Genomic DNA, 22,839 nt, shown 5'->3' on the forward strand with positions numbered 1-22,839 from the left:
AGCTCCTACACAGAGCGCCCGGAGATGACGATGAAATACAGCCCCGACCAGCAAGCCCTGCTTGAGCAGTACGTGAAAAGGATCCTCGCCGCGCCGGTCTACGACATTGCTGTGCGCACGCCGTTGCAAGCGGCGCCTGCGCTGTCCGAGGCGCTGGGCAACCGGATCCTGCTCAAGCGCGAAGACCTGCAACCGACGTTCTCCTTCAAGATCCGTGGCGCCTACAACAAGCTGGTGCAATTGAGCGATGCGCAGAAAGCACGCGGGGTGATCACCGCTTCGGCGGGCAATCATGCCCAAGGCGTGGCTCTGGCAGCGCGGGAGCTGGGGATCGCGGCGACCATCGTCATGCCCTCGACCACCCCCGAACTCAAGGTGCTTGGGGTACGAAGTCGGGGTGCCGAGGCGCTGCTGCACGGCGAGAGTTTTCCGTTTGCCCTGGCCCATGCGCTGCAACTCGCCGAGCAGACCGGGCGCACCTTTGTCTCTCCATTCGACGACCCGGACGTGATCGCCGGCCAAGGCACGGTTGCCATGGAAATCCTCCGTCAGCATCAGGGGCCGCTGGATGCGATCTTCGTTCCGGTGGGCGGGGGCGGGCTGATCGCCGGCATCGCGGCTTACGTCAAATACCTGCGACCGGAGGTACGGATCATCGGTGTCGAATCGGAGCATTCGGCCTGCCTGAAGGCGGCGCTGCAAGCGGATGCGCGCGTTGTGTTGCCCAGTGTCGGAACGTTCGCCGATGGCGTGGCGGTGGCGCAGATCGGCGCTTATGGTTTTGAGGTGTGCAGGTTTTGCGTGGACGAGGTGGTCACCGTCAGCAATGACGAGCTGTGCGCGGCGATCAAGAATATCTACGACGATACCCGCTCGATCACCGAGCCTTCCGGGGCATTGGCGGTGGCCGGCATCAAGCAATACGTGGGACGCACCGGTGTTCGCGGGCAGACCTTCGTCGCGATCGACTCCGGCGCGAATATAAACTTCGACAGCCTGCGCCATGTCGCCGAGCGCGCCGCGGTGTGCGGCGGCGTCCCGGCGTGATAACACTCAGGGCAGCAGTGGGCGCAGGAAACTGCGCTCGTAGCTGACGATGAATTTCTTCTGCACCAGTGATTCCACCAGCGCCGTGCTTTCCGGGTCGGTCAGCGCGATGTGCCGGTAGCTTTCGTAATCGGCCAGCGAAGGAAAGCTGAACAGGCAATAAGCGATGTTGCTCGCGCCCTCGGAGGGCAGGAAATAGCCGTGATGCGTGCCGCCCAAGCGCTCGACGATGCCCAGCCAGGCCTTGGCGTAGGCCTCGAATTCGGTCAGTTGGTACGGATCGATCACGTATCGCACATGGCAAGTAATCAAGATTGGCGCTCCCTGTTCAGGTCATTCCGCGATGGCAGTGCCGACCTTGTCCGAAGCAGACCAGATGCGATAGCGCACCTCGACATCTTTCGGGGCGTAGATCACCAGTGGCAGCTTGCTGTTGTAGCGCAGCATGAAGCCGTCACCGACAACCGGGACAAAGGCGCGTTTCTTCGCGGTGCCGGGTGGGCAGGCCATCAGCGTGCTCATCGGGCCAATGACTTTTTCCAGGCGGTAGAACGGATAGCCCCAGCCTTCGAGGTTTTTCTCGTCCAGAGCGCCGCCCAGGCGCTGGCGATTGCAGTCGACTTCCAGGGTTTTGCCGGCGAGCACTTCAACCTGGAAGTTCTCCTCCTGATCCTGTTTGGGCAGGTAGATGACTTGGCGGGTGAAGCCGTTTTCCGCCTTGGGATACGGCGCGACGTCTTCGAGTTTGGCCGCGTGGGCGAGGGTAGACAGGCCGGCAACGAGCAGACCGATTGTCGCGCGAGCGCGTAAAGAACCCATGAAAGCCTCCTGGCGGGTGTAGGGTGGATGTCGGGCATTCTCACTATCATCAGCGATGAATGCAAACCGGCGTCGACTTGCAAATTGCAGTGCTCAGGAGGGTCGATCTTGCATTTTGCAACTGGCCAACTGCTGGCCAGCGCGCCAAGTGCTTGATTTCATGAGGGTCGAAATGACCCGATGAAAGGCACGTTTTATGCGTCGCTTTGGTGCAGCGCACCGGCTTCGGGCGCCTACACTCCAATGGGCATTTCGCAGTACAACCGTTTGCCGCACCAGGGAATCAGCGGGGACACACCCGTGCAGGGGCAGCAAAAGCGGTCAACGTGAAGAGTTGATTGGCAGTTTCATCAATAAGGAGAGGTTCACCATGTTTCTGTCTGCCTTGGAACTACGCAATATCATTGAAAGCAGTTTTCTGCCTAAACGCTGCCAGTGCACGCTGTCGCCAGACCTGTCGATGACCGTCAAGGTCTTCGGTGACCACCAGACTGACCAGGTTGATCTGCACGTCAGCGGTATCGACGCCAGCCATCTCAATGGCTGTCGCGAGATCAACGAACTGATTGCCGGCCTGCGTTCGGATCTGGCGCAACAAACCACGCCACAGCATTACAGTCCTCGCTCCAGAGCGCTTTAACTCACCGTTTCACCCAGTTCGACCGTCACGCGCCGGGCCTGCACAAAGCCTAGGCCCAGCGCGAACTCGACCAGCACCGCGAGCAGAATCCCGGGGCCGGCGTGGCCGTTCAGCCATTCGCCAAAACCCAGTACCGCCAGACCAAAACAACCGACGATAAACCCGTTACTCAGGGCATTGCGCCCCAGCGACGGCGGCGCGCTGCGCACCAGATAAAACATCACCCCCAACGCCGCAAACAGCACCGCACTGCGCCGCGCTACAAAACCGGCAGCGAACGAATACTCAATGCTCCAGATCGCCAGCAACACCTGCGGGAAAAAGCCCCAAGCCAGCGCGAGCACGAAACACAACAAAGACGTGATGATCGACAACGTGCGAAACGACAACTGCATGGCGAGTCCTTGCGGCAGTGAGAAGTGACCCCGAGCATAACCCGCGAACCCTTCACCGCCTACCGCAAAGCCGCAAATCAGAGCCTTCTGTCAGTTCTGGAAGCTGCAGGCGTCAGACATTTTCCGGTAGGTGATTTCCGCCGGCTTGCCCGCATTGTCGATGTACTTCATGTCAGCGGTGATGACCTTGCACTGCTGAGTCTGTGGCTCGGTCAGGGAAATCACTTTGTTCACATGCAACGGCATGCCGTACTGATAGGGAACGGGCTGGGTAGCAGCGTTGGTGTCATTGGCCTGAGCCAGCCCGGCGGATGCGCTGCAGGTGAGGGCGGAGGTGAGCAATAGCGTGCGAATGTTCATGAATCAGACTCCCGTGCGACGGAATGAGCGTTCGGCGCCATACGGCCGAACCTGCCGCACTCGGCGTCAGCCAGGGGCTGAAGTGTGCGGTTCAGTACAGTCTTGGACTGCGGCGTTAAGCGATGGTTAACCTCGCTGAACGCCGGCTGTCTGGAAGAGAGGGATGACCTGGCTGAATCGAGCAAATCAACAGCGGTTGTCACCGACAGCGCGCCGATGGTCATCAATACCGAAGCCAACCCCCGGCATCCCCGCCATCCAGCACATCCGCGCGCGCAGCGATCTGCTTGAAACCCTGCATTCCGTGTGCTTCAGGCACAGCGATGTTCAGGACGTTTCACGCATTAAGCACGGGCTGTATCGCTGGCGCAGGATGGCAATGATTTGTCGCAGGTTGTGCAGCAAGAGAAATCACGCGGTTCTCAACTGAGCGCTGCCCGCCTGAGGAATCATGGCCAGCTGAACCTCTACATTGTTCTCTTTCTTCGCCAGCCAGCGTTCGATATTGATGTCATGTTCTGGCCCTTGAGTCGCTGAGCCATAGATATCTTCAGGCGTGATTTTTTGGAAGCTGAGGGTGTGCAGTCGTTGTCTTGACGTATCGATGCGCCCCATCTCAGCTCGGAGCGAATTGATTTGCTGTAGAACAGTTCGGCGATCAGGCTGAAAAGAATGATTTAGCTCAGCCTCCTTGGCCTTCAAGCGTTCCTGCATTTCCTGCAACTGATAGTAGATCTGATCGTATTCAGTCTTGGTCACTACTGTACGACCGGCATCTTGAGTTTGCTGCCATCGGCGAAGTGTCGCCCACGCATTTGGAATATAGGATGGGACCATGTAGTGGTCAGACATCTGGAACAGTTGCTGGATAAACATGGCACGATCAGGTAAGTCGCCGAACTTTTTCAACGCTCGTGTACAGGCGGCTTCTTCGATGGATTCGCATCCGGGGTTCCAGAGCACAGCAGATTGTTCGCGCCCCTTGAAATGCACCGGCATGAAATGGCGCAACTCCCCTTGGTGCTCATAAGGTGCTCCTCCGATTCGCGTCAACCCCAGAGCGAAAATAAGAGCACCTAGAGGCGCTGTAATGAAGCTGAGTACCAGTCCAGGTATCCAGACGCTTTTTCTAGTGTTCATCCAAGGCGCGGGAACACTCGGGATTGGGTCGTTGTCGTTGACCATGCGGTGATGCGCCAAAGCTGCTGCACCCTCCACGAACTCGGCATCGCCGGCTCTTGGCGAGCCGTAGGTATAAAGCAAAATGTCATAACCATTTGGGTGCCGTCTCAAGGACTCAGCAAGGAGTGTGGCGATTGCTCCCCCCAAGCTGTGCCCGCAGATAATTATCTTTTGCCCAGTGTGAAATTGGCCGAGATAAATCTCGACAAGTTTACTCAATGCTTCGTAAGCCTCGTAAAAGCCTTGGTGAGACTTGCCGACACCCGCTGCAAAGGGAATCTGCTCAGCATCGGTATCACGTATGAAGTCGACAAGTTCCAATGTGCCCCGGACGGCAATCAATATGATTTCGTCATGATGAGTTATGAAGGCTTGAGTGTTGGTTCCTTCATTGCTGTCGTCAAAGAAGTGCAGTTTTGCAGGGTGCTCTTGTTTTTCATTTAAGTCAGGTTTGTTCTGATCATAAAGTGCCGGGTCGAAAGGCAGAATCTCGAATCGTTTCGAATAAGGAACATCTTCATATAAAGGGTAGTAAGCTTTTGCCTGTTCTGCGTTAACTTTCCATGGCTCCTTGTAGCTAGCCATCCCTTCAGCAAACATATTCCCGACACTAGGGTCAAGAGGAAAGCTAACCGTATCTTTGGGGTTTTCAGCTGGTGATTGACCGAAATTGCAATAGCTTAAGGCAGCAAATAAAGACAATTGATAAAGATTCAATGCGCTGAACTTGTTGTCTTTCGAAAGTATTGGCCGAAAAGCACGTAATGGTCTGACCTCAAGCACGGCATGCTTGTTAGGTAATAATGCAACTCCGCGAAGCTCTGACTCCTCTGGGCTAAATCCCAAGTCGCCCATGATTTTAAGCAGGCTGAAATTTGGTGGGTACTTTCTGGTTGAGTAAGGGGGCAAGTGAGCGGATTTGCTTACAAGGTCTTTAACTTCGACGTGAAAAAATTGCTGAGCGTTATTCTTTGCAGGGTTATTTTCAACGCGTGTACCATCCTTTTTTACAAAGCGCGTTTTCTCTGCTCGTACCTGGAGCTCAGTAATTGGAAGAGGATAGCTACTCCGTTGAGATAGAGCACTGTAGAGGTTATCCGTACCTTTGTAAGGGCTGTCAACAGTGAGTACAACAGGTCCTTGATAGTGGTTCATGACCTTGGCCGAGCCATTTGCATCCAGTACGCCGACATATTGTTGATGAGCGCTATCGCTCAAGACGTAACCAAGGCCAGCGTACGGCTTGCCGTCGCCATTTTCATCAACCAGTTGAAAGCTGATCCAGTCGCCACGCAATGGGCATGCTTCCGACTTTCCGCTTAACATGGGGTCGCAAGTTTTTTGTGATGCCATAAAAAATATCCTTATTCAGTACAGTTTGGGTACACAGTGCACTCGCGACCGTCAGGCATTTTAAAAGACTTGAAGTCTTTTGTGTTGCCGCGACAAAATCCGTATTGATCATCAAGATTTTCGCCCATGCAACGCTTCCATCCCTCTGGAAATTTAATCCACGTATCGCCCATGTAGGGGCGCTCCTCTTTGGAAAGGGAGAATTCTACAGTAAGCGTTTTTCCAGCCAATTGAGCTCGTGAAATAGAACTGGTGGCAGAGTCTTTTTCGGGTTGCGAAGTTTCTATGGCTTTGCATTTCAATATTTTTGTTATGTATCGATTTGATCCGATTGTGCGGAACAACCACTCGCATTCTCTTTTTAATGAGAGATGTGAGGGGGAGGGCTGGCTATTTGCTTTGGCGTCTTCAAACGCAATGCTGGTGTAATCTCGCCCTAAGTTAAGTCTGGCAGCACCGTATTTCGCATCTACTTCGTAATCAAAACGCTTCAAAACCAAAGGACAGCCGTCTCCCGAGCTTGAAAGTGGGATCGTAAAATGCGCTGTCTGAGCTTTTTCACTTGGTTCCTGTTTGAAAATTTTTGACCCTGGATGATTCTTGCCACTTTTTGGCGGGGCTTTGCAGGTTTCTCCAGTGCGAGGAGTATAGATAGCTTCACCCTTCACCTCGAACCCCGGCGGAAGCTCAGTCACCAAAGTAAAACTGTCCTCCTGAGCAACCGAACAGCCAGTTGCTCCAATCGCACTCAGCCCAATCAGCAAGCTGCGAAACCCATTGGAAGTATTGCGATGAAGCATTTGATTGTCCTTTGTCTCGTGGCGGTCATTTCGAGCAGGTGACGCCCAATCTCGAATTCAATTCAGTGCAAGGTCATCGCTGTATTGGGCGAAAAAGCGCTCGCACCGCTCAAAATGCTCCTCCGGCGTTTCCCCCGGTAAGGGTTGCCAAGCCATATCCTTGGCATTCTTGGGATCAAGGCGCAGGGTCAACATGAACTCCCGTTGCTCTGGAGTACTCCATCGCCAGCCTTCAAGCAGGTCCATCTGCTCTTCAAGCCATTCGAGGATGGGCTGGGCTTCTGAAAGTTTCGCGGCGGTTTCGGCGTGATTCACCAGCAGCCAACGCTTCAGGTTGGCACGCAAGATTTCGCGGGTTCTTTCCGGTGGGGTGGGTACTTGCAGCCATGGTGCCGGATTCGGCACCGGATACATCCCAGGCCTACTGTTATCTGCACTTTTCCACTGATCCTGGTCCCAATACAGCACGCTGCTGATTGGCCCGAGCAGCAGCGGCCATTCGGTTTCCTTCATGTTGCCCAGGCAGCGGGCCAGAACCCGGTTGTCTTGAAAACGGAACAGCGAGCGCCCGCCGTCTTCGTCGATGACCATACGGGCAATCCAGTGCTGAGTCAGACTGTCGAGATCAGCCTTGTCCATGCTACCGATCCAGCCCCAGTTCCGCTGTGGCTCATCGAGCAGTTTGCGGAAAGCATCATTGCCCGGGTTCTGCAGTTCAGTTAGCCATGGACTGATGGCGGCGAACTGCGCGTATTCGGTACGGCGATAGAGTTGTACCGAGCGTTGCATGACGCCGGCGCTGTACAACGAGGTGACCGGATTGGGTTCGGCGAGGCTGTCCAGTGCCAGAATCAGCACGCGATTGAGTCTGGACTGTTCGCCTAGCCAGTTGTTGAGTACTTCGCTCATGCTGTGGCTCCCAGATCGCATTTGCCTTCGCGGCAGGCTTCGCAGATCGGGCAACGTATGTCGCCGGCCGCGCGAGCGGCTTTGGCCAAGGCCATTTGTGCGGCGGCCGGGACGAGCAGGGCACCTGCTTTGTCTTTCGCTGCGGCCCACGGTATGACAGGTTCCAGAATCCCGATCCCGGTCCCCACACCCGGCGCACCACCGGTATTCACCTTCACCTCAGCCCCGCTGATGGTCACACCACCGGCATCCACCTTCACAAAACTCCCGCCCGCCTTGGCGGTCAGCTCCATGCCACCCTCGATTACTACTTTCTCACCCGCGTGATAGTGAATCTCCGTCCCGGCCTCGACAAACTGCGCCGTACCGACCTTCAAATGCTGCGTCACGCCCACCGTCAGGTGGTCATCCGCGCGCATTTCACTGATGCGATCCAGATGGGTAATCCGGTGTTCCTCAACCTTGAACTCGCTCAGGGCATTGGCCTCAACCGTGTCATGCCGCTCATTGCCCACGCGGATCTTCTGGTCGTGCTCGATGTTCTCGTCCCAATCGCGCTGCGCATGGATGTAGATCTGCTCGGCACCCTTTTTGTCTTCAATGCGAAACTCGTTGTAGCCCTTGCCGCCCGGGGAGCTGAGGGTTTTGAAGGTGCTGCGGGTTTTGTTCGCCGGCAGGTCGTAGGGGACGACGTTTTCCTTGTGGTACAGGCAGCCGGTGACGAGTGGCTGGTCGGGGTCGCCTTCGAGGAAGGTGACGAGGACTTCCATGCCGATGCGCGGGATGGCGATGCCGCCGTAGGCGGCGCCGGCCCAGCCGCTGGCGACGCGCAGCCAGCAGGTGGTTTTGTCGTCGGACTGGCCGTCGCGGTCCCAGTGGAACTGGACTTTGATGCGGCCGTACTGGTCGCAGTGGATTTCTTCACCGGCCGGGCCGGTGACGACCGCGGTCTGGCTGCCGAGGACTTTGGGTTTCGGGTGTTCGAGGGCAGGGCGGTAGTGCGCGTCCCACGGGGTGGCGAGGAAGCTGTTGCGGTAGCCCTGGTGGAAATCGCTTTTGTTGTCGGTGACGTCGCTGGTGACGTTTTCACCGAGCACTTGCGGTTGTTTGCCTTCGTGGAAGACTTCCAGCAGCAGCCACAAGTCGTTCCATTCAGCGCGCGGGTGTTCGGCCAAGGTCAGGAAGTGGCCGCTGGTCAGGGTCGGTTCGTCACCTTTGCCTTCGGCGAGTTTGTAGTCGCTGCGATGACGTTCGAGGGCGCGGGTCGAGAGGAATTTGCCGCGCTCGCGGGTGGTGAAGCGGCCGGGGTAATCGTAGTCCTCAAGATCCGGGGCGAACTCGGATTTGACCGCGCCTTCGGGCAGGATCTTCGGTTTTTCGAAGTCGTAGTCGCGGCGGCTGACGCGGGTGGTGCGGGTCTCCAGGCGCAGGTTGAAGCGCTTGATCACCGGTTTGTCGGCGCTCATGCCGGAGTCTTGCTGGTAGCTCACGGCCTTGAGTTTGCGGAACACCGTCTGATCGTCGCCGAACACCAGTTTGTGCCCGCTGCTGCTGTGCTGGAAGTGGAAGTGAATGCCTTCCTCTTCGCACAGGCGCTGGATGAAATGCAGGTCGGACTCGTCGTACTGCACGCAGTAATCGCGCTGCGGGTACTCGGCGTTGAGCTGGAAGCTGTAAGCGTCGGCCAGAATGCCGCGATCTTCGAGGACCTGGGCGATGATTTTCGGCACCGTGAGGTTCTGGAAAATCTGCTGGTCATGGTTGTGCCGCAGATAGGCCAGTTGCGGCACCAGGCTGATGCTGTAGCGGGTCAGGGTCTTGCCGGAATCGCCTTGCTCGATGCGGTACACCAGGCCATGAATCTTGCCTTCGCCGGTGGCGCCGAAGGTCAGGACGCCGGGCTTGTGCAGCAGCTCTTCGAGTTTGAGGTCGGGGCGGGCGCTGACCAGTTCGAGGTCGAAACGGAAAGGCTCGTTGAGGGCTTCGCGACCAGTGAAGCTCAGCACTTGCAGGTCGGCGGAGGCGCCTTCGAGGGTAAGGGTAATGTGGGTAGCGTTGGCGTCCAGCATGCCTTGAATTCCGTCCATTGAATAAGCAGGTGACGGATGATGGAGGATTAGACCGCCTCGTTCAAGGCGCAAATGCCGTAGGGACGGGGCCCGTGGGGTATAGGGAAAACCCCTATGCCGGCGTTTTCACCCAATGAAACCGGGGATTTCGCAGTCGTGAGCCACTGGCCAGCACCTGGTTTGAGCCCATCGCAGGCCGAAGAATCGCCAGTCAGTTTCAGACTAAAGTCGCCTTCAGCCCGTCAAAGCCCTCTGCCATCATTGCTCTTCACCCCTGCGTGTCCACTTCTTCCCGGCTGTTTTTGACCCGGGACGGGAGCTATTTTTCTGGCTAACTGCGCCCAGGCGCAAACGCTGTACTGTTGGAGTTTTTCATGCGTCCCCCATTCCCTCTCATCACCCCGCGCCAGTCGTTTGGCTTCGGAGCCGTTGTGCTGTGCGCCGGTTTTGCCGCGCAGGTTCAGGCCAGCGGTTTTCTCGAAGACACCACGGCGAAAATCGAATCGCGCACGGTGTATTTCAACCGCGATTTCCGTGATGGGCACACCTCCAGCGACCAGGGCGCTTCCAAGCGTGAAGAGTCGGCGCAAGGCTTTATTCTCAATCTGCAATCGGGTTACACCGAGGGCACGGTCGGCTTCGGCATCGATGCGCTGGGCATGCTCGGCTTTCAGCTCGACTCCAGCCCTGATCGCAGCAACAGCGGCTTGCTGCCGTCGAGCGGCGAGAACCCGCGCGGCTCGAAGGGCCAGTACGCGAAGATGGGCCTGACCGCCAAGGTCAAGGTCTCGGACACGGTGTTGAAGTACGGCGCGCTGCTGCCGGATCTGCCGCTGCTCAAGTACAACGACGGCCGCTTGCTGCCGACCATGTTCAACGGCGCCATGCTGACCTCCAGGGAAGTGAAGGATCTGACCTTCATGGCCGCGCGTCTGGACAAGTACACCGCGCGCGATTCCACCGATTCGCAAGACATCCGCGTGCACTGTAAGAACAAGCGCTACGCCTGTAACACCACCGCCGACCATTTCGACACGTACGGCATCGACTACAAGATCAACGATCGCCTGACCGCGCAATATCACTACGCCGAGCTGGAAGACATCTACCGCCAGCACTTCATTGGCTTGCTCGGCAACCAACCGCTGGGTGACGGTGTGCTGAAGGCCGATCTGCGTTTGCTGAAAAGCGCCGACAGCGGTGATGCCAAGGCCGGCTCCATCGACAACCGCGCCTTGAGCGGCATGCTCTCGTACGGCATCAGCGGCCACACTTTCAGCGCCGGCTGGCAGCGCATGAACGGCGACAATTCGATGCCGTACCTCGATGGCAGCAATCCGTATCTGGTCAACTACGTGCAGGTCAACGACTTCGCCGCCGCGCAGGAACGTTCCTGGCAGCTGCGTTATGACTATGACTTCAAGGCCATCGGCATCAACGGCCTGAGCTTCCTGACCCGCTATGTCAACGGTGATCACATCAAGGTCCCGGGCAGCGATCAGGAAGGCAAAGAGTGGGAACGCGACAGCGAGCTGAAGTACGTGATCCAGACGGGCACGTTCAAGGATGTCAGCCTGCGCCTGCGCAATGCGACTTACCGCACCAACTATGAAAAGTTTGCCCGGGATGTGGATGAGACCCGGTTGATTGTGAGTTACAACTTTTCGGTGTTGTAACTGTGAGAGCTGCAGTGTCCGGATGACCGCCTTCGCGAGCAAGCCCGCTCCCACATTGGATCATGGGTGAACACAAGTTTTGTGCTCGGCACTGATCCCCTGTGGGAGCGGGCTTGCTCGCGAAGGCGTCCTCACAGGCTCCCCTACAACCAATGCCAGAACCGGCTCCAGAAGCCGCGATTCAGATCGTCCTTGCACCCGGCATACTGCCGCGCATACACGTCGGAACGCGTCTGCACTTTGCGCGCAGTCGGCATCAGCCAGGCCTTGCTGGCGTAGGTCTTGTTGCGGAAGCCGCCCCAGCCTTCGTGGTAGTTCAGGTACTGGTTATAGGCGTCGTATTTGTACACGCCGTTGATCGAGGTGGTCTTGTCCATGTACCAGCCGACGAAGTCGATGGCGTCATCGAAGTCTTCGCGGTCGGCGCCGTGTCGGCCGGTGCTTTTCTGGTAGTCGGACCAGACTTCATCCTTGGCCTGGGCATAGCCCGAGGCAGTCGTCACCCGGCCCCACGGAATCACCCACAACAGGTATTTGCGCGGGGTCTTGGCGTCGTAGCGGTAGCCGGACTCCTGATACATGATCGCGAAGGGCACCTGGATCGGCACGCCCCAACGCTTTTGCGTGACTTGCGCCGCATCGTACCAGTCGCTTTTCTCGCGGAAGATCGCGCAAATGTCTTCCGGCGAACGCGGCGGCGAGGTGCCGCAGCCGCTGAGTAATCCCGCCAGTATCAAAAGTCCCGCCGTCCGCCCCGACATCAAACCGTCATCCCCATGCGCGCAAAAAGGCCGACAGTCTACGCGCTCAGCTCAACTGGTGACGATAGGGCAAATCCGGACCGGTCTTGCTGCACGTAAGGGCAGCCGCCTGTACGGCAAACCTGAGCATCGCCTCGATCTGTTCGCGGCTGAGTGCTTGAACCCCTTCGACCGAATCCAGTTCCTGCTCGGTCAACCAGGTAATCAGCGCCGCTTGAAAGGTATCGCCGGCGCCGACGGTATCGGCGATCTTCACCGAGCACGCCGGTACTGACCACGAACCGTGGGCGCGGCTGAATACGGTGGCGCCTTCGCCGCCACGGGTGAGGAACACTAACTGGCAGCGATGCTGCAGCCAGCCTTCGATCACGCGTTTTGGCTCCTGCTCGGGATACAACAGGCTCAGGTCTTCGTCGCTGACCTTGATCATGTCGGCCAGTTGCACCAGGGTCGCCACGCGCTCGCGCCACAGGTCAATGTTTGGCTCCGGGTTCAGGCGTACGTTGGGGTCGAGGGTGATCAGGCGCTTGCCGCTTTCGCGCTGCACCAGGGTCAGCAGGGTGTCGGCGATCGGTTGCACCACCAGCGAGAACGAGCCGATGTGCAGACCACGGACTTCAGCGTCCAGTTGCGGCAGATGGGCGAGGCTTAATTGGCGATCAGCACAGCCCTCGCCGCGAAAACTGTAATGCGGCGAACCGTTGGCGCCGACCGCGACCATCGCCAGCGTGGTTGGCGCGGCGAAGTCGATCAGGTAGTCCGCACGCACGCCTTCTTCCTGCAGCACTTGCTGCAAACGCCGGCCGAGATAGTCGGTAGACAGCCCGGCAAACAGCGCCGAATCCACACCCAAACGGCGCAAGCCGACCGCGACGTTGAACGGCGAGCCGCCGGCAATCGCCTTGAAATTCACCTTCGAGGCCAGACCGCTGGCATCGTCTTCGCTGAAGAAATCGAACAGGGCTTCGCCACACACCAAATACATAATTGTTTGCTCTTTATAGGGTTGCGACATGCTGTTGATAGCGTTCATAGGCCTGCTGGAACGCCGCGACATGGGCGGCGACCGGCAGGGTTTCACTGTGCAGATCGAGCTTCACGCAGCGCTGGCACAGATCGGCCAAAGTGTCTTCGTGGCCGTTCGACCATGACTTGCACCACGCCGCCTGAATCGCCGCGCCAAGGGCTGCGGCTTCGCTGTGTTCGGTGCAGATCACCGGGGTGTTCATGATGTCGGCGACGATCTGCCGCCACACTGCACTTTTCGAGCCGCCGCCGATCAGGCAAATGCTGCGGCTTTGTAAACCATTGTGGCGCAACAGATCCAGTCCATAACGCAAACCGAAGGTGGTGCCTTCGACCACGGCGCGACACAGGTTGGCCTGGGTCAGGTTGCTCAGAGTCAGGCCGTGCAGGCTGCCGGTGGCATGGGGCAGGGCGGGGACGCGTTCACCGTTGAGGAATGGCAGCATGCTCACGCCTTCCGCGCCGATCGGCGCCTGGGCCACGAGTTGATTGAACTGCTGCAGATCGAGGTCGAACAGTTCGCGGATCGCACCGGTGGCGTTGGTCAGGTTCATGGTGCAGATCAGCGGCAGCCAGCCGCCACTGGACGAGCAGAACGTCGCAACCGAAGCGTCCGCGCTGACCTGCGGCGCCTCGGCGTAGGCGTACACCGTGCCGGAGGAACCGAGGCTCATGGTGATCGCTCCCGGCTGAATATTGCCGGTGCCGATGGCGCCCATCATGTTGTCGCCACCGCCGCTGGCGACCAGCGCATTCGGGTTGAGGCCGAGCTGTTCGGCAATCGCCGGCAGCAGCGTGCCGACCGCCTGATGCGCGTCGATCAGCTCCGGCAACGCGGCTTGCAGGCGACCCGTGGCGTCGATGTCGCGCAGCAGTTGCAAGTCCCACTGACGGCTGCGCACGTTGAAATAGCCGGTGCCGGAGGCGTCGCCGTATTCGCTGCAGGCGCGGCCGGTGAGCCAGAAGTTCAGGTAGTCGTGGGGCAGAAGGATGCGCGCGATACGCGAGAACAACTCCGGGTGTTGTTCCTTGGTCCACAGCAGTTTCGACACTGTGTAGCCCGGCGCGATGACCACCCCGAGGCGCTCCAGCGAGCCTTTTTCGCCGCCGAGGTGCTTGAGCAGACGGTCATTTTCATCGGTGGTTTCGGTGTCGCACCACAGCTTGGCCGGACGCAGCACCTGGCCCTGTTCGTCGAGCAGCACCAGACCGTGTTGCTGGCCGGATACGCCGATGCCGAGGATCGCCTGACCGTCAACATTGGCTAAGAGCAAGGCGCGGCGGGTGGCGAGGGCGAAGGCGTCGAGCCACTGTTGGGTGTCCTGCTCGCGCCGGCCATTGGCGCCGCTGATCATCGTGTGCGTGGCCGCGCCTTCGCCGAGCACCTGACCGTTGCTGGCATCGAGGATGATCGCCTTGGTGCCCTGGGTGCCGCAGTCGATGCCGAGGAAGAGTTGTCGGGTGGTCACAGTGAGGTCCTCAGGGTTTCAGATCTGCCAAGGTGAGGCTGCCATTCGCGAGCAAGCCCGCTCCCACATTTTGAAACGCGTTCCCCTGTGGGAGCGGGCTTGCTCGCGAAGGCGTCGGTGGTTTCACCGCTGAATTCAGGCCAAAACCCGCTCCAACGTGCGCGTCACCCCCACCTCGCGCAAGCTGTTGCAGCACCACTCAAACGCCGCAACAAACTCCGCCGACCGTGGAATCGCCGTGCCGAAGATCTCCTCGACCGCCAGCAACCGCTGGGTAATCAGCGCATCATCCGCCACCAGTCCCTGACAGAATTCCGCCCGTGGATCGGGAATCGTATAAGTGTCGCCATTCTCATCCACGCCCTTCAAATACAACGCCCAGGCCGCCACCACCAACGCTGCGCGCTTGGTCTCCTGGCCATCGGTAATCAAGCGGTTGATCGTCGGAATGGTGAACTTGGGAAACTTCGACGAGCCGTCTGAACACACTCGTTCCAGCTGATCGGCAATCGCCTGATTAGAGAAGCGCGCGACCAGCGTATTTTTGTAGTCGGTCAGGTCGATGCCCGGTACCGACGCCAGTTGCGGGGTGACGTCGAGGTCCATGTAGGCGCGCATGTAGCGCACGAACAGCGGGTCGTTCATGGTCTCGTGGACGAAACGATAGCCCTTCAAAAAGCCCAGATACGTCAGCGCCAGGTGGCTGCCGTTGAGCAGTTTGATCTTCATTTCTTCGTAGGGCGAAACGTCGTCAGTGAACTGCACGCCGACCTGTTCCCAGGCCGGGCGTCCGTTGACGAATTTGTCTTCCAGCACCCATTGCACGAACGGCTCACAGACCACCGGCCAGGCATCGTCGACCGCGTGTTTGTCGGCCAGTTGCAGACGATGCGCGGTGCTGGTCATCGGTGTGATGCGGTCGACCATGGCGTTGGGGAAACTGACGTTCTGCTCGATCCAGTCGCGCAGCCCCGGGTCACGCAGGGTGGCGAAGGCCAGCAGTGCCTTGCGGGTCACCGCGCCGTTATGCGGCAGGTTATCGCAGGACATGATCGTGAACGCCGGTGTGCCCGAGCCACGGCGTTTTTCCAGCGCCGCGCAGAGGAAACCGAACACGGTTTTCGGCGCCTGCGGATGTGCCAGATCGTGTTGAATCTGCGGCAGGTGCGCCATGAATTCGCCGTTGCTGTCGTCGATGCAGTAGCCGCCTTCGGTGATGGTCAGCGAGACGATACGGATCTGCGGATCGGCAAGTTTGTCGATCAGCGCCTGCGCGCCATCCTCGGCCAGGAGCATGTCGCGGATCGCACCGATCACCCGCACTTCGGTGTCGTCGTTGTCACCCAGTTCGAACAGGGTGAACAGGTAGTCCTGCTCTTTGAGATCGTCACGGGCGCGGCGGTCTTCCGCGCGCAGGCCGACGCCGCAAATCGCCCAGTCGAGGGCTTCGCCGGTGTTCATCAGCGCATCGGTGTAATACGCCTGATGGGCGCGGTGGAAGCCGCCGACGCCAATGTGTGCGATGCCCTGACGGGTGTCGCTGAGGCTGTAGGACGGCAGTTGCACCTCGGGGGCGAGGCGGTGCAGGTTTTGTTCATTCAGTTTCATCGGACAGGTCTCGAAATTCAGGCCGCGGCGCGAAGCGGGCGGGTCAGCGCCACGCCATCGGCGTCGAACAGGTGGCAATGGCTGGCGTCCAGGTGCAGGTTCAGTTGCTCGCCGTAGCGGCTCGCCAGGTCACCGCGCACGCGCATGGTCAGGGCTTCGCCGGCGTTGGTGGTGACGTGGCAGAAGGTGTCGCTGCCCAGGCGTTCGCTGACGTCGGCGGTGACTTGCAGGGTGCAGTCGCCCGGTTGTGCCAGCTCCAGATGTTCCGGGCGAATGCCCAGGGTCACGGTGCTGCCGACGCTCAGGTTGGCGGCATTGAACGGCAGGGTGATGCGCGTGCCGGCGTCCAGCGAGACTTCGCAGGTCTGGCCGTCGACGCGGGCGATCTTGCCTTTGAGGAAACCCATTTTCGGCGTGCCGAGGAACCCGGCGACGAACAGGTTGGCCGGGTTGTGATAGAGGTCCAGCGGCGAGCCGACCTGTTCGATCTTGCCGCCGTTGAGCACCACGACTTTGTCGGCCATGGTCATGGCTTCGACCTGATCGTGGGTTACGTAGATCATCGTGGCTTGCAGGTCCTTGTGCAGACGCAGCAGTTCCAGGCGCATCTGTACGCGCAACGCGGCGTCGAGGTTAGACAGTGGTTCGTCGAACAGGAAGATCTTCGGATTGCGCACGATCGCCCGGCCGATGGCGACCCGTTGCCGTTGGCCGCCGGACAGCTGTTTCGGCTTGCGCTCGAGCATCGGCCCGAGTTCGAGAATGCGCGCCGCTTCGCCGACCTTTTTCTCGACTTCGGCTTTCGGTACACCGGCCAGATCGAGGGCGAACGACATGTTTTTCTTCACGGTCATGTGCGGGTACAGCGCGTAGGTCTGGAACACCATCGCCAGGTCGCGCTTGGCCGGGCTGACTTCGGTGATGTCGCGGCCATCGAGTTCGATGGTGCCGCCGCTGACCTCTTCCAGCCCGGCGATCAGTCGCAGCAAGGTGGATTTGCCGCAGCCGGACGGGCCGACGAAGACCACGAATTCCTTGTCATTCACCTCAAGGTCGATGCCCTTGATGATGGAGAAACCTTCGAAGCCTTTTTGCAGATTCTTGATTTTCAGGTTGGCCATGGTGATGGGCCTCCGCTTAAGTTAATTCAATGGCGCCGGGCAAGCTTTTGGTGGGAGCGGGCTTGCTCGCGAAGGGGCCGTGTCAGTCACGATCATTGTTGGATGACCCACCGCTTTCGCGAGCAAGCCCGCTCCCACAGGGGAAGGTGTTGGTTCTGGAATATTCATTTCACGGCACCGAACGACAAGCCGCGCACCAGTTGTTTCTGGCTGATCCAGCCGAAGATCAGGATCGGCGCGCAGGCCAGGGTCGAGACCGCCGACAACTTGGCCCAGAACAAGCCTTCGGGGCTTGAGTACGAGGCGATCAGCGCGGTCAGCGGCGCGGCTTTCGACGAGGTCAGATTCAGCGACCAGAACGCTTCGTTCCAGCACAGAATCAGCGACAGCAGCACGGTCGAGGCGAGGCCGCCCTTGGCGATCGGCAGCAGCACGCGGACCATTTCCTGCCACAGGGTGGCGCCGTCGAGGCGGGCGGCTTCGAGGATGTCTTTGGGGATGTCCTTGAAGTAGGTGTAAATCATCCAGACCACGATCGGCAGGTTGATCAGGGTGTAGATCACGATCAAGGCGATGCGCGTGTCGAGCAGGCCGAAACTCTTGGCCAGCAGGTAGATCGGCATCAGCACGCCCACCGGCGGCAGCATCTTGGTCGAGAGCATCCACAGCAGCGTGCCTTTGGTGCGCTGGGTTTCGTAGAACGCCATCGAGTAGGCGGCGGGCACCGCGATCAACAGGCACAGAGCGGTAGCACTGAACGAGATCACCACCGAGTTCCAGGCAAAACTGAAGTAGTCGCTGCGTTCGTTGATGTGCAGGTAGTTCTCCAGCGTCGGCGTGAAGATGAACTGCGGCGGCGTGGCAAAGGCGTCGATTTCGGTTTTGAAACTGGTCATCACCATCCAGAAGATCGGGAAGAAAATCACGATCGCGATGGCCCAGGCCAGGGTGCCGAGCAGCAGGCTTTGCAGCCGGCGGGATTGTTGAAGAGTCATGGCGGGCCTCAGGCTTTGTCAGTCAGGTTTTTGCCGATCATCCGCACCAGAATGATCGCGGCGATGTTGGCGATGACCACGGCAATCAAGCCGCCCGCCGAGGCCATGCCGACGTCGAACTGCACCAGCGCCTGGTTGTAGATCAGGTAGGCGAGGTTGGTCGAGGCGTAGCCGGGGCCGCCGTTGGTGGTGGTGAAAATCTCGGCGAACACCGACAGCAGGAAGATCGTTTCGATCATCACCACCACCGCAATCGGCCGCGCCAGGTGTGGCAGGGTCAGGTGCCAGAAGATCGCCACCGGACCGGCACCATCGAGGCGCGCGGCTTCCTTCTGTTCCTGGTCGAGGGACTGCATGGCGGTCATCAGGATCAGGATTGCGAAGGGCAGCCATTGCCACGAAACAATGATGATGATCGACAGCAGCGGGTAATGCGCCAGCCAGTCCACCGGCTCGGCGCCGAACAGCCGCCAGACGTAGGCGAGAATCCCCGACACCGGATGGAAAATCAGGTTCTTCCAGATCAGCGCGCCGACGGTGGGCATGATGAAGAACGGCGAGATCAGCATCACCCGCACGATGCCGCGGCCGAGAAATTCGCTGGCCTCAAGCAACGCGCTGATCAACACCCCGAACACCACGCTGATCAGCAGTACGCTGCCCACCAGCAACAGGGTGTTGGTGGCGCCGGGCAGGAACCCGGAGTCGGTCAGAAAGTAAGTGAAGTTCTCCAGCCCGACGAATTCGTTCACCCCCGGATCGAGCAGGTTGTAGCGAATCATCGAGAAGTAAATGGTCATGCCCAACGGCACGATCATCCACAGCAGCAACAGGGCCACCGAAGGGCTGACCAGAAACCAGCCGGGATTGCGTACGCGGACTTTGCGCTGGGGTTGCGACAGGTCGAGGTGGGCTTTGGCAGTTGAAGTATTCATGGTGATCACAACCGAGTCGTACGGACCTATGAAGATCCCATGTGGGAGCGGGCTTGCTCGCGAAGGCGTCGTGTCAGTCAATACACATGACACTGACCCACCGCTTTCGCGAGCAAGCCCGCTCCCACAGGAGGCAGGAGCAAGTCGTTCAGTGGTTACTTGGGATAACCGGCGCGCTTCATCTCGCGTTCAGTGGTTTGCTGTGCGGCGGTCAGGGCCTGATCCACCGTGGTCTGGCCGATCAGCGCCGCCGAGAACAGCTTGCCGACCTGGGTGCCCACGCCCTGGAATTCAGGAATGGTCACCAGCTGAATGCCGATGTAAGGCACCGGTTTCAACGTCGGTTTGCTCGGATCCGCCGCTTTCAACGATTCCAGCGTGACCTTGGCGAACGGCGCGGCGCTCATGTAAGCATCGCTGTAGGTCGAGGCGCGGGTGCCCGGTGGTACGTTGGCGATGCCGTCGGTCTTGGCCACCAGTTCGCCGTATTCCTTGGAGGTGGCCCAGGCGCTGAACGCTTTGGCGGCGTCCTTGGCCTTGGAACTGGTCGGAATCGCCAGTGCCCACGAATACAGCCACGCCGAACCTTTATCGGTGACTTGATGCGGGGCGAAGGTGAAACCGACGTGATCGGCGACCTTGCTCTGGGTCTTGTCGGTGACGAACGAGCCGGCGACGGAAGCGTCCACCCAGATCGCGCATTTGCCGCTGTTGAACAGCGCGAGGTTTTCGTTGAAACCGTTGCTGGACGCGCCCGGCGGGCCGGATTTTTTCATGGTGTCGACGTAGAAGTTCAGCGCGTTTTTCCATTCCTGGCCGGTGAATTCCGGCTGCCATTTCTCATCGAACCAGCGCGCGCCGTAAGCATTGGCGACGGTGGTGATCAACGCCATGTTCTCGCCCCAGCCGGCCTTGCCGCGCAGGCAAATGCCGTACTGCTCTTTGTCCTTGTTGGTGAGTTTTTCGGCGAAACCGGCGATCTGTTCCCAGGTCGGGCGCTCGGGCATGCTTAGCCCGGCGTCCTTGAACAGGTCGGTGCGGTAGTAGGTGATCGAGCTTTCGGCGTAGAACGGCAGGGCATACAGCGAACCCTTGACTGACAGGCCTTCGCGCACCGACGGGAACACGTCGTCGAGGGCGTAAGAAGCCGGCAGATCCTTCATCGGTTCGAGCCAGCCCTTGGCGCCCCAGAGTGCCGCTTCGTACATGCCGATGGTCAACACATCGAACTGGCCACCCTGAGTGGCAATGTCGGTAGTCAGGCGCTGACGCAGGACGTTTTCTTCCAGCACCACCCAGTTGAGCTTGATCTCCGGATGCTCGGACTCGAAAGTTTTCGAGAGCTTTTGCATGCGGATCATGTCGCTGTTGTTGACGGTGGCGATGGTCAGGGTCTGGGCGCCAAGGCTGACGCTGCTGAGGGTCATGCAGGTGAGGGCTAGCAGAGCTTTTGCAGTGGGTTGCATCGTGCACTCCTTTTCTGCACCCGGCGGGCGGCAGAAGGACAGTTATTGTTTTTGTGTCTTCCGAATGCAGGAAGAATGTGCGCTGATTACAGCCCTCAATCGACGGACTGACAAATCATCCGTCGCACTCAAATCAATACTTTTTTGCACTGGGGTTTGTTGCGGTAGACGCAGGGAAGGGCTTTTCAGTGGGAAGGGGCTATCGAATCAGTACAGGTTTCATCGCATCAGATGCTCTTTGTGGGAGCGGGCTTGCTCGCGAAAGCGCTGTGTCAGTTTGCCGATCAGTTGACTGATACCCCGCTTTCGCGAGCAGGCTCACTCCTACAAGGGGCGGTAATATCAGCCGAGGTTTTGTTCAGTCAGGCGCTGCACCGCGAGGCGTCGATAGTGCGACGGCGTCATGCCCTTGAGTTGCTGGAAGCGCCGATTGAAGTTGGAAATGTTGTTGAACCCCGACTCGAAACACACCTCGGTCACCGGTTTGTCGCCGTCAGCGAGCAGTTCGCAGGATTTACTGATGCGCAGGCGATTGACGAACTCGATGAAGTTGCGCCCGGTGGCCTGTTTGAACACGCGGCTGAAATAGGTCGGCTTCATCCCCAGATGATCGGCGACTTCTTCCAGGGTCAATTCGCGGGCGTAATGGTCGAAGATGAAATCGACTGCGCGGTTGGTGCGGTCGATGTTGTGCTCGTCGGCCAGTTGCGTGTTAGTGGCGCCGGACAGCAATTGATAATCGTCAGTCGCCGCCAGCAGCTCCATCAAAATGAAAAAGTGTCCGAGACGGGTAACGCCGCGGGTGTCGGCAATTCGCTGCATCAACGTCATGGCCTGACGGATCGTATCCTTGTCGCGAAATTCGATGCCATATTGCGCACGCTCCAGTAGCGGCGCCAAAGTCTTGAGTTCGGCGAACACCTGGTGCCCGCTGTCGAACAACTCATCGGTGAAGTTCACCAGCATGTCGCGCTTTTCCACCACCTCGTCGTCGGCCACCTGGCTGATCCAGTTGTGCGGCAGATTGGGCCCGGTGAGGAACAGTGTTTGCGGATAAAAGTTGCCGATGTAGTCGCCGATGAAGACCTTGCCGGAACTGGCAACTATCAGGTGCAGTTCGTATTCCTTGTGAAAATGCCAGCGCACTAATGGGCACGGAAAACCATGCTGACGGTAGATGATGGACAACCCGTTATGGTCGTCCATCAGTTCGTAGGAGGGATCAGTGATTCTGGTTGCCCGAGTCATGTCCGATGCGTCTTGTTGTGGTGTTCAGGTGCCCATCATGCACGCGCGCCACGGACAGTTCCAGCGCCTCAGTCCCGGGCCTTGCGTAGACCTTTGGACTGGTTGACCTGCTGGCAATGGCCGATCAGTGGAGTGCCACCGATGAAGTCGGCATTGATAATGCTGCACTTCGGCGCCCATCCCGAGTCTGGGCCAAACCATTGATCGAGTTCGTCGGTGATCCGCTTGACGCCGGCCAGTTCGCCATAGCTGGTGGCCGACAATGACCAGAGGCTGCCGGGTACCGGCGGGTTGGCCAGGGTTCGGGTGATGTGTTGCTTGAGTTGCTCTGGCGAGGTGATGTCCGACCCGCTCCATTCATGGCGGATTTTCGGCCAGTACAGGGGCGAATTGAAATCCGGGTGCGAGTCGCTTGCCAACACCACGCGTTGTAGCGAACTGGCCCTTTTAAGTTGTTCAAGGGTCAGATGACCGTTGTTTCGGGGAATAAGCCGCGAAGCCAGCTCCGTGGTGATGACTTCATGGAAACCCTTGTAATCGAATGGCTGATCGTTGGTGCCCTTGAGTTCATGTAAGTCCAATACGATGAACTCGTTCGGATTTTCATTGAGGAAAAAATTGAGACTTTTTACCAGCTCGCTCAAGGAGCGTCCCTGGAGCAGTTTCACGCCATGAAAGGTATGAAACTTCCTGATGCCCAGCCAGTGTTCATCTGAATGCAGACGCAAGTCGAAGGCGCGCACGCCTTCATTAAGTTGCTGAATGAACGGACCGTCCTGACAGACAAACCAGTTCTGGGCGGGTTGGAGATAAGTCGGGTACGGAAAATCAAAATCCAGCCCGGAATTATGCGCGCCGGGCCAGACCACTTCACTAAGGGTCAGTCGGTCCATATCCGGTGTAGCCGCCATCCAGTTTTTGAAAGGGTAATTACTCATGGTGCATTCCGTTGCAGATAAA

At 58.7% G+C, this 22,839-nt stretch carries 20 protein-coding genes and 2 pseudogenes; 4 read left to right on the forward strand and 18 right to left on the reverse strand.

Translation table 11 applies throughout. The annotated features are described in order from the left end of the window. Positions 1 to 24: 24 nt before the first annotated feature. Positions 25 to 1,026: pseudogene (gene ilvA / locus KCG87_RS07580) on the forward strand (threonine ammonia-lyase, biosynthetic); the annotation flags it as partial. Positions 1,027 to 1,053: 27 nt separating this feature from the next. Here the strand turns inward: ilvA and KCG87_RS07585 are convergent. Both KCG87_RS07585 and eco read right to left on the reverse strand, forming a co-directional pair. Then, entirely contained in the window at positions 1,054 to 1,359 is a 306-nt protein-coding gene (locus KCG87_RS07585; RefSeq protein ID WP_003225174.1) for an NIPSNAP family protein, read from the reverse strand. Between the two features lie 21 nt (positions 1,360 to 1,380). Then, positions 1,381 to 1,866, reverse strand: a complete 486-nt coding sequence (gene eco, locus KCG87_RS07590) for a serine protease inhibitor ecotin (protein WP_096796565.1) — start codon at positions 1,864 to 1,866, stop codon at positions 1,381 to 1,383. Between the two features lie 370 nt (positions 1,867 to 2,236). Between eco and KCG87_RS07595 the strand changes: the two genes are divergently transcribed. Beyond that, the gene (locus KCG87_RS07595; protein ID WP_007964586.1) at positions 2,237 to 2,506 is read left to right on the forward strand and encodes a DUF1652 domain-containing protein; all 270 of its coding nucleotides are present in this window, start codon (positions 2,237 to 2,239) and stop codon (positions 2,504 to 2,506) included. Here the strand turns inward: KCG87_RS07595 and KCG87_RS07600 are convergent. Together KCG87_RS07600 and KCG87_RS07605 are read right to left on the reverse strand one after the other, a co-directional pair. Beyond that, positions 2,503 to 2,901, reverse strand: coding sequence for a hypothetical protein (locus KCG87_RS07600; RefSeq protein WP_134786482.1), 399 nt, complete (start codon positions 2,899 to 2,901; stop codon positions 2,503 to 2,505). The two genes, KCG87_RS07595 and KCG87_RS07600, sit on opposite strands and share 4 nt — an antisense overlap. A gap of 90 nt (positions 2,902 to 2,991) precedes the next feature. Beyond that, the gene (locus tag KCG87_RS07605) at positions 2,992 to 3,261 is read right to left on the reverse strand and encodes a DUF2790 domain-containing protein (protein WP_210557232.1); all 270 of its coding nucleotides are present in this window, start codon (positions 3,259 to 3,261) and stop codon (positions 2,992 to 2,994) included. Between the two features lie 150 nt (positions 3,262 to 3,411). Here KCG87_RS07605 and KCG87_RS27430 point away from each other — a divergent pair. Continuing rightward, a pseudogene (locus KCG87_RS27430) lies at positions 3,412 to 3,666 on the forward strand (hypothetical protein); the annotation flags it as partial. A gap of 6 nt (positions 3,667 to 3,672) precedes the next feature. Here the strand turns inward: KCG87_RS27430 and KCG87_RS07610 are convergent. The 4 genes from KCG87_RS07610 to KCG87_RS07625 are packed head-to-tail and all read right to left on the reverse strand — an operon-like array spanning position 3,673 to position 9,574. Continuing rightward, positions 3,673 to 5,796, reverse strand: a complete 2,124-nt coding sequence (locus KCG87_RS07610; protein WP_210557230.1) for a lipase family protein — start codon at positions 5,794 to 5,796, stop codon at positions 3,673 to 3,675. 11 nt (positions 5,797 to 5,807) lie between these two features. Next, positions 5,808 to 6,596 carry a hypothetical protein gene (locus KCG87_RS07615; protein ID WP_210557228.1) on the reverse strand — a complete coding sequence of 263 codons (789 nt, stop codon included), beginning with the start codon at positions 6,594 to 6,596 and terminating at the stop codon, positions 5,808 to 5,810. A gap of 57 nt (positions 6,597 to 6,653) precedes the next feature. Further along, positions 6,654 to 7,505 (reverse strand): DUF4123 domain-containing protein, encoded by an 852-nt coding sequence (locus KCG87_RS07620; protein WP_135295879.1) that lies wholly within the window; start codon positions 7,503 to 7,505, stop codon positions 6,654 to 6,656. Continuing rightward, complete coding sequence (locus tag KCG87_RS07625; RefSeq protein WP_210557226.1) at positions 7,502 to 9,574, reverse strand: type VI secretion system tip protein VgrG; 2,073 nt, start codon at positions 9,572 to 9,574, stop codon at positions 7,502 to 7,504. Before KCG87_RS07625 ends, KCG87_RS07620 begins: the two co-directional genes overlap by 4 nt. Before the next feature lie 374 nt (positions 9,575 to 9,948). On the opposite strand from KCG87_RS07625, the gene KCG87_RS07630 reads away from it, so the two are divergent. Then, complete coding sequence (locus tag KCG87_RS07630; RefSeq protein WP_210557223.1) at positions 9,949 to 11,250, forward strand: OprD family porin; 1,302 nt, start codon at positions 9,949 to 9,951, stop codon at positions 11,248 to 11,250. 143 nt (positions 11,251 to 11,393) lie between these two features. Here KCG87_RS07630 and KCG87_RS07635 read toward each other — a convergent pair whose 3' ends face one another. From KCG87_RS07635 to KCG87_RS07680, 10 genes are all read right to left on the reverse strand, one after another. Further along, entirely contained in the window at positions 11,394 to 12,014 is a 621-nt protein-coding gene (locus KCG87_RS07635) for a hypothetical protein (RefSeq protein WP_210557221.1), read from the reverse strand. 43 nt (positions 12,015 to 12,057) lie between these two features. Next, positions 12,058 to 12,996 carry a carbohydrate kinase gene (locus KCG87_RS07640; RefSeq protein ID WP_210557219.1) on the reverse strand — a complete coding sequence of 313 codons (939 nt, stop codon included), beginning with the start codon at positions 12,994 to 12,996 and terminating at the stop codon, positions 12,058 to 12,060. A gap of 13 nt (positions 12,997 to 13,009) precedes the next feature. Further along, complete coding sequence (xylB, locus tag KCG87_RS07645) at positions 13,010 to 14,506, reverse strand: xylulokinase (RefSeq protein WP_210557217.1); 1,497 nt, start codon at positions 14,504 to 14,506, stop codon at positions 13,010 to 13,012. A gap of 135 nt (positions 14,507 to 14,641) precedes the next feature. Next, complete coding sequence (locus KCG87_RS07650) at positions 14,642 to 16,114, reverse strand: mannitol dehydrogenase family protein (protein WP_210557216.1); 1,473 nt, start codon at positions 16,112 to 16,114, stop codon at positions 14,642 to 14,644. Between the two features lie 17 nt (positions 16,115 to 16,131). Then, positions 16,132 to 17,235: a sn-glycerol-3-phosphate ABC transporter ATP-binding protein UgpC gene (gene ugpC, locus KCG87_RS07655; RefSeq protein ID WP_135295872.1), complete on the reverse strand. Its 1,104-nt coding sequence runs from the start codon at positions 17,233 to 17,235 to the stop codon at positions 16,132 to 16,134. A gap of 164 nt (positions 17,236 to 17,399) precedes the next feature. Beyond that, positions 17,400 to 18,230 (reverse strand): carbohydrate ABC transporter permease, encoded by an 831-nt coding sequence (locus tag KCG87_RS07660; RefSeq protein WP_003225143.1) that lies wholly within the window; start codon positions 18,228 to 18,230, stop codon positions 17,400 to 17,402. Between the two features lie 8 nt (positions 18,231 to 18,238). Next, positions 18,239 to 19,165 carry a sugar ABC transporter permease gene (locus tag KCG87_RS07665; protein ID WP_003225141.1) on the reverse strand — a complete coding sequence of 309 codons (927 nt, stop codon included), beginning with the start codon at positions 19,163 to 19,165 and terminating at the stop codon, positions 18,239 to 18,241. A gap of 155 nt (positions 19,166 to 19,320) precedes the next feature. Then, positions 19,321 to 20,631 carry a sugar ABC transporter substrate-binding protein gene (locus KCG87_RS07670; RefSeq protein ID WP_210557215.1) on the reverse strand — a complete coding sequence of 437 codons (1,311 nt, stop codon included), beginning with the start codon at positions 20,629 to 20,631 and terminating at the stop codon, positions 19,321 to 19,323. A 342-nt stretch (positions 20,632 to 20,973) separates the two neighbouring features. Beyond that, positions 20,974 to 21,879, reverse strand: coding sequence for an AraC family transcriptional regulator (locus tag KCG87_RS07675; protein ID WP_096796578.1), 906 nt, complete (start codon positions 21,877 to 21,879; stop codon positions 20,974 to 20,976). Between the two features lie 68 nt (positions 21,880 to 21,947). Further along, positions 21,948 to 22,817: a phosphatidylinositol-specific phospholipase C domain-containing protein gene (locus KCG87_RS07680; protein WP_134786469.1), complete on the reverse strand. Its 870-nt coding sequence runs from the start codon at positions 22,815 to 22,817 to the stop codon at positions 21,948 to 21,950. Positions 22,818 to 22,839 lie beyond the last annotated feature (22 nt).

It is taken from the genome of Pseudomonas sp. MWU347 (genome assembly GCF_017947305.1).
Classification (GTDB): Bacteria; Pseudomonadota; Gammaproteobacteria; order Pseudomonadales; family Pseudomonadaceae; genus Aquipseudomonas; species Aquipseudomonas putida_A.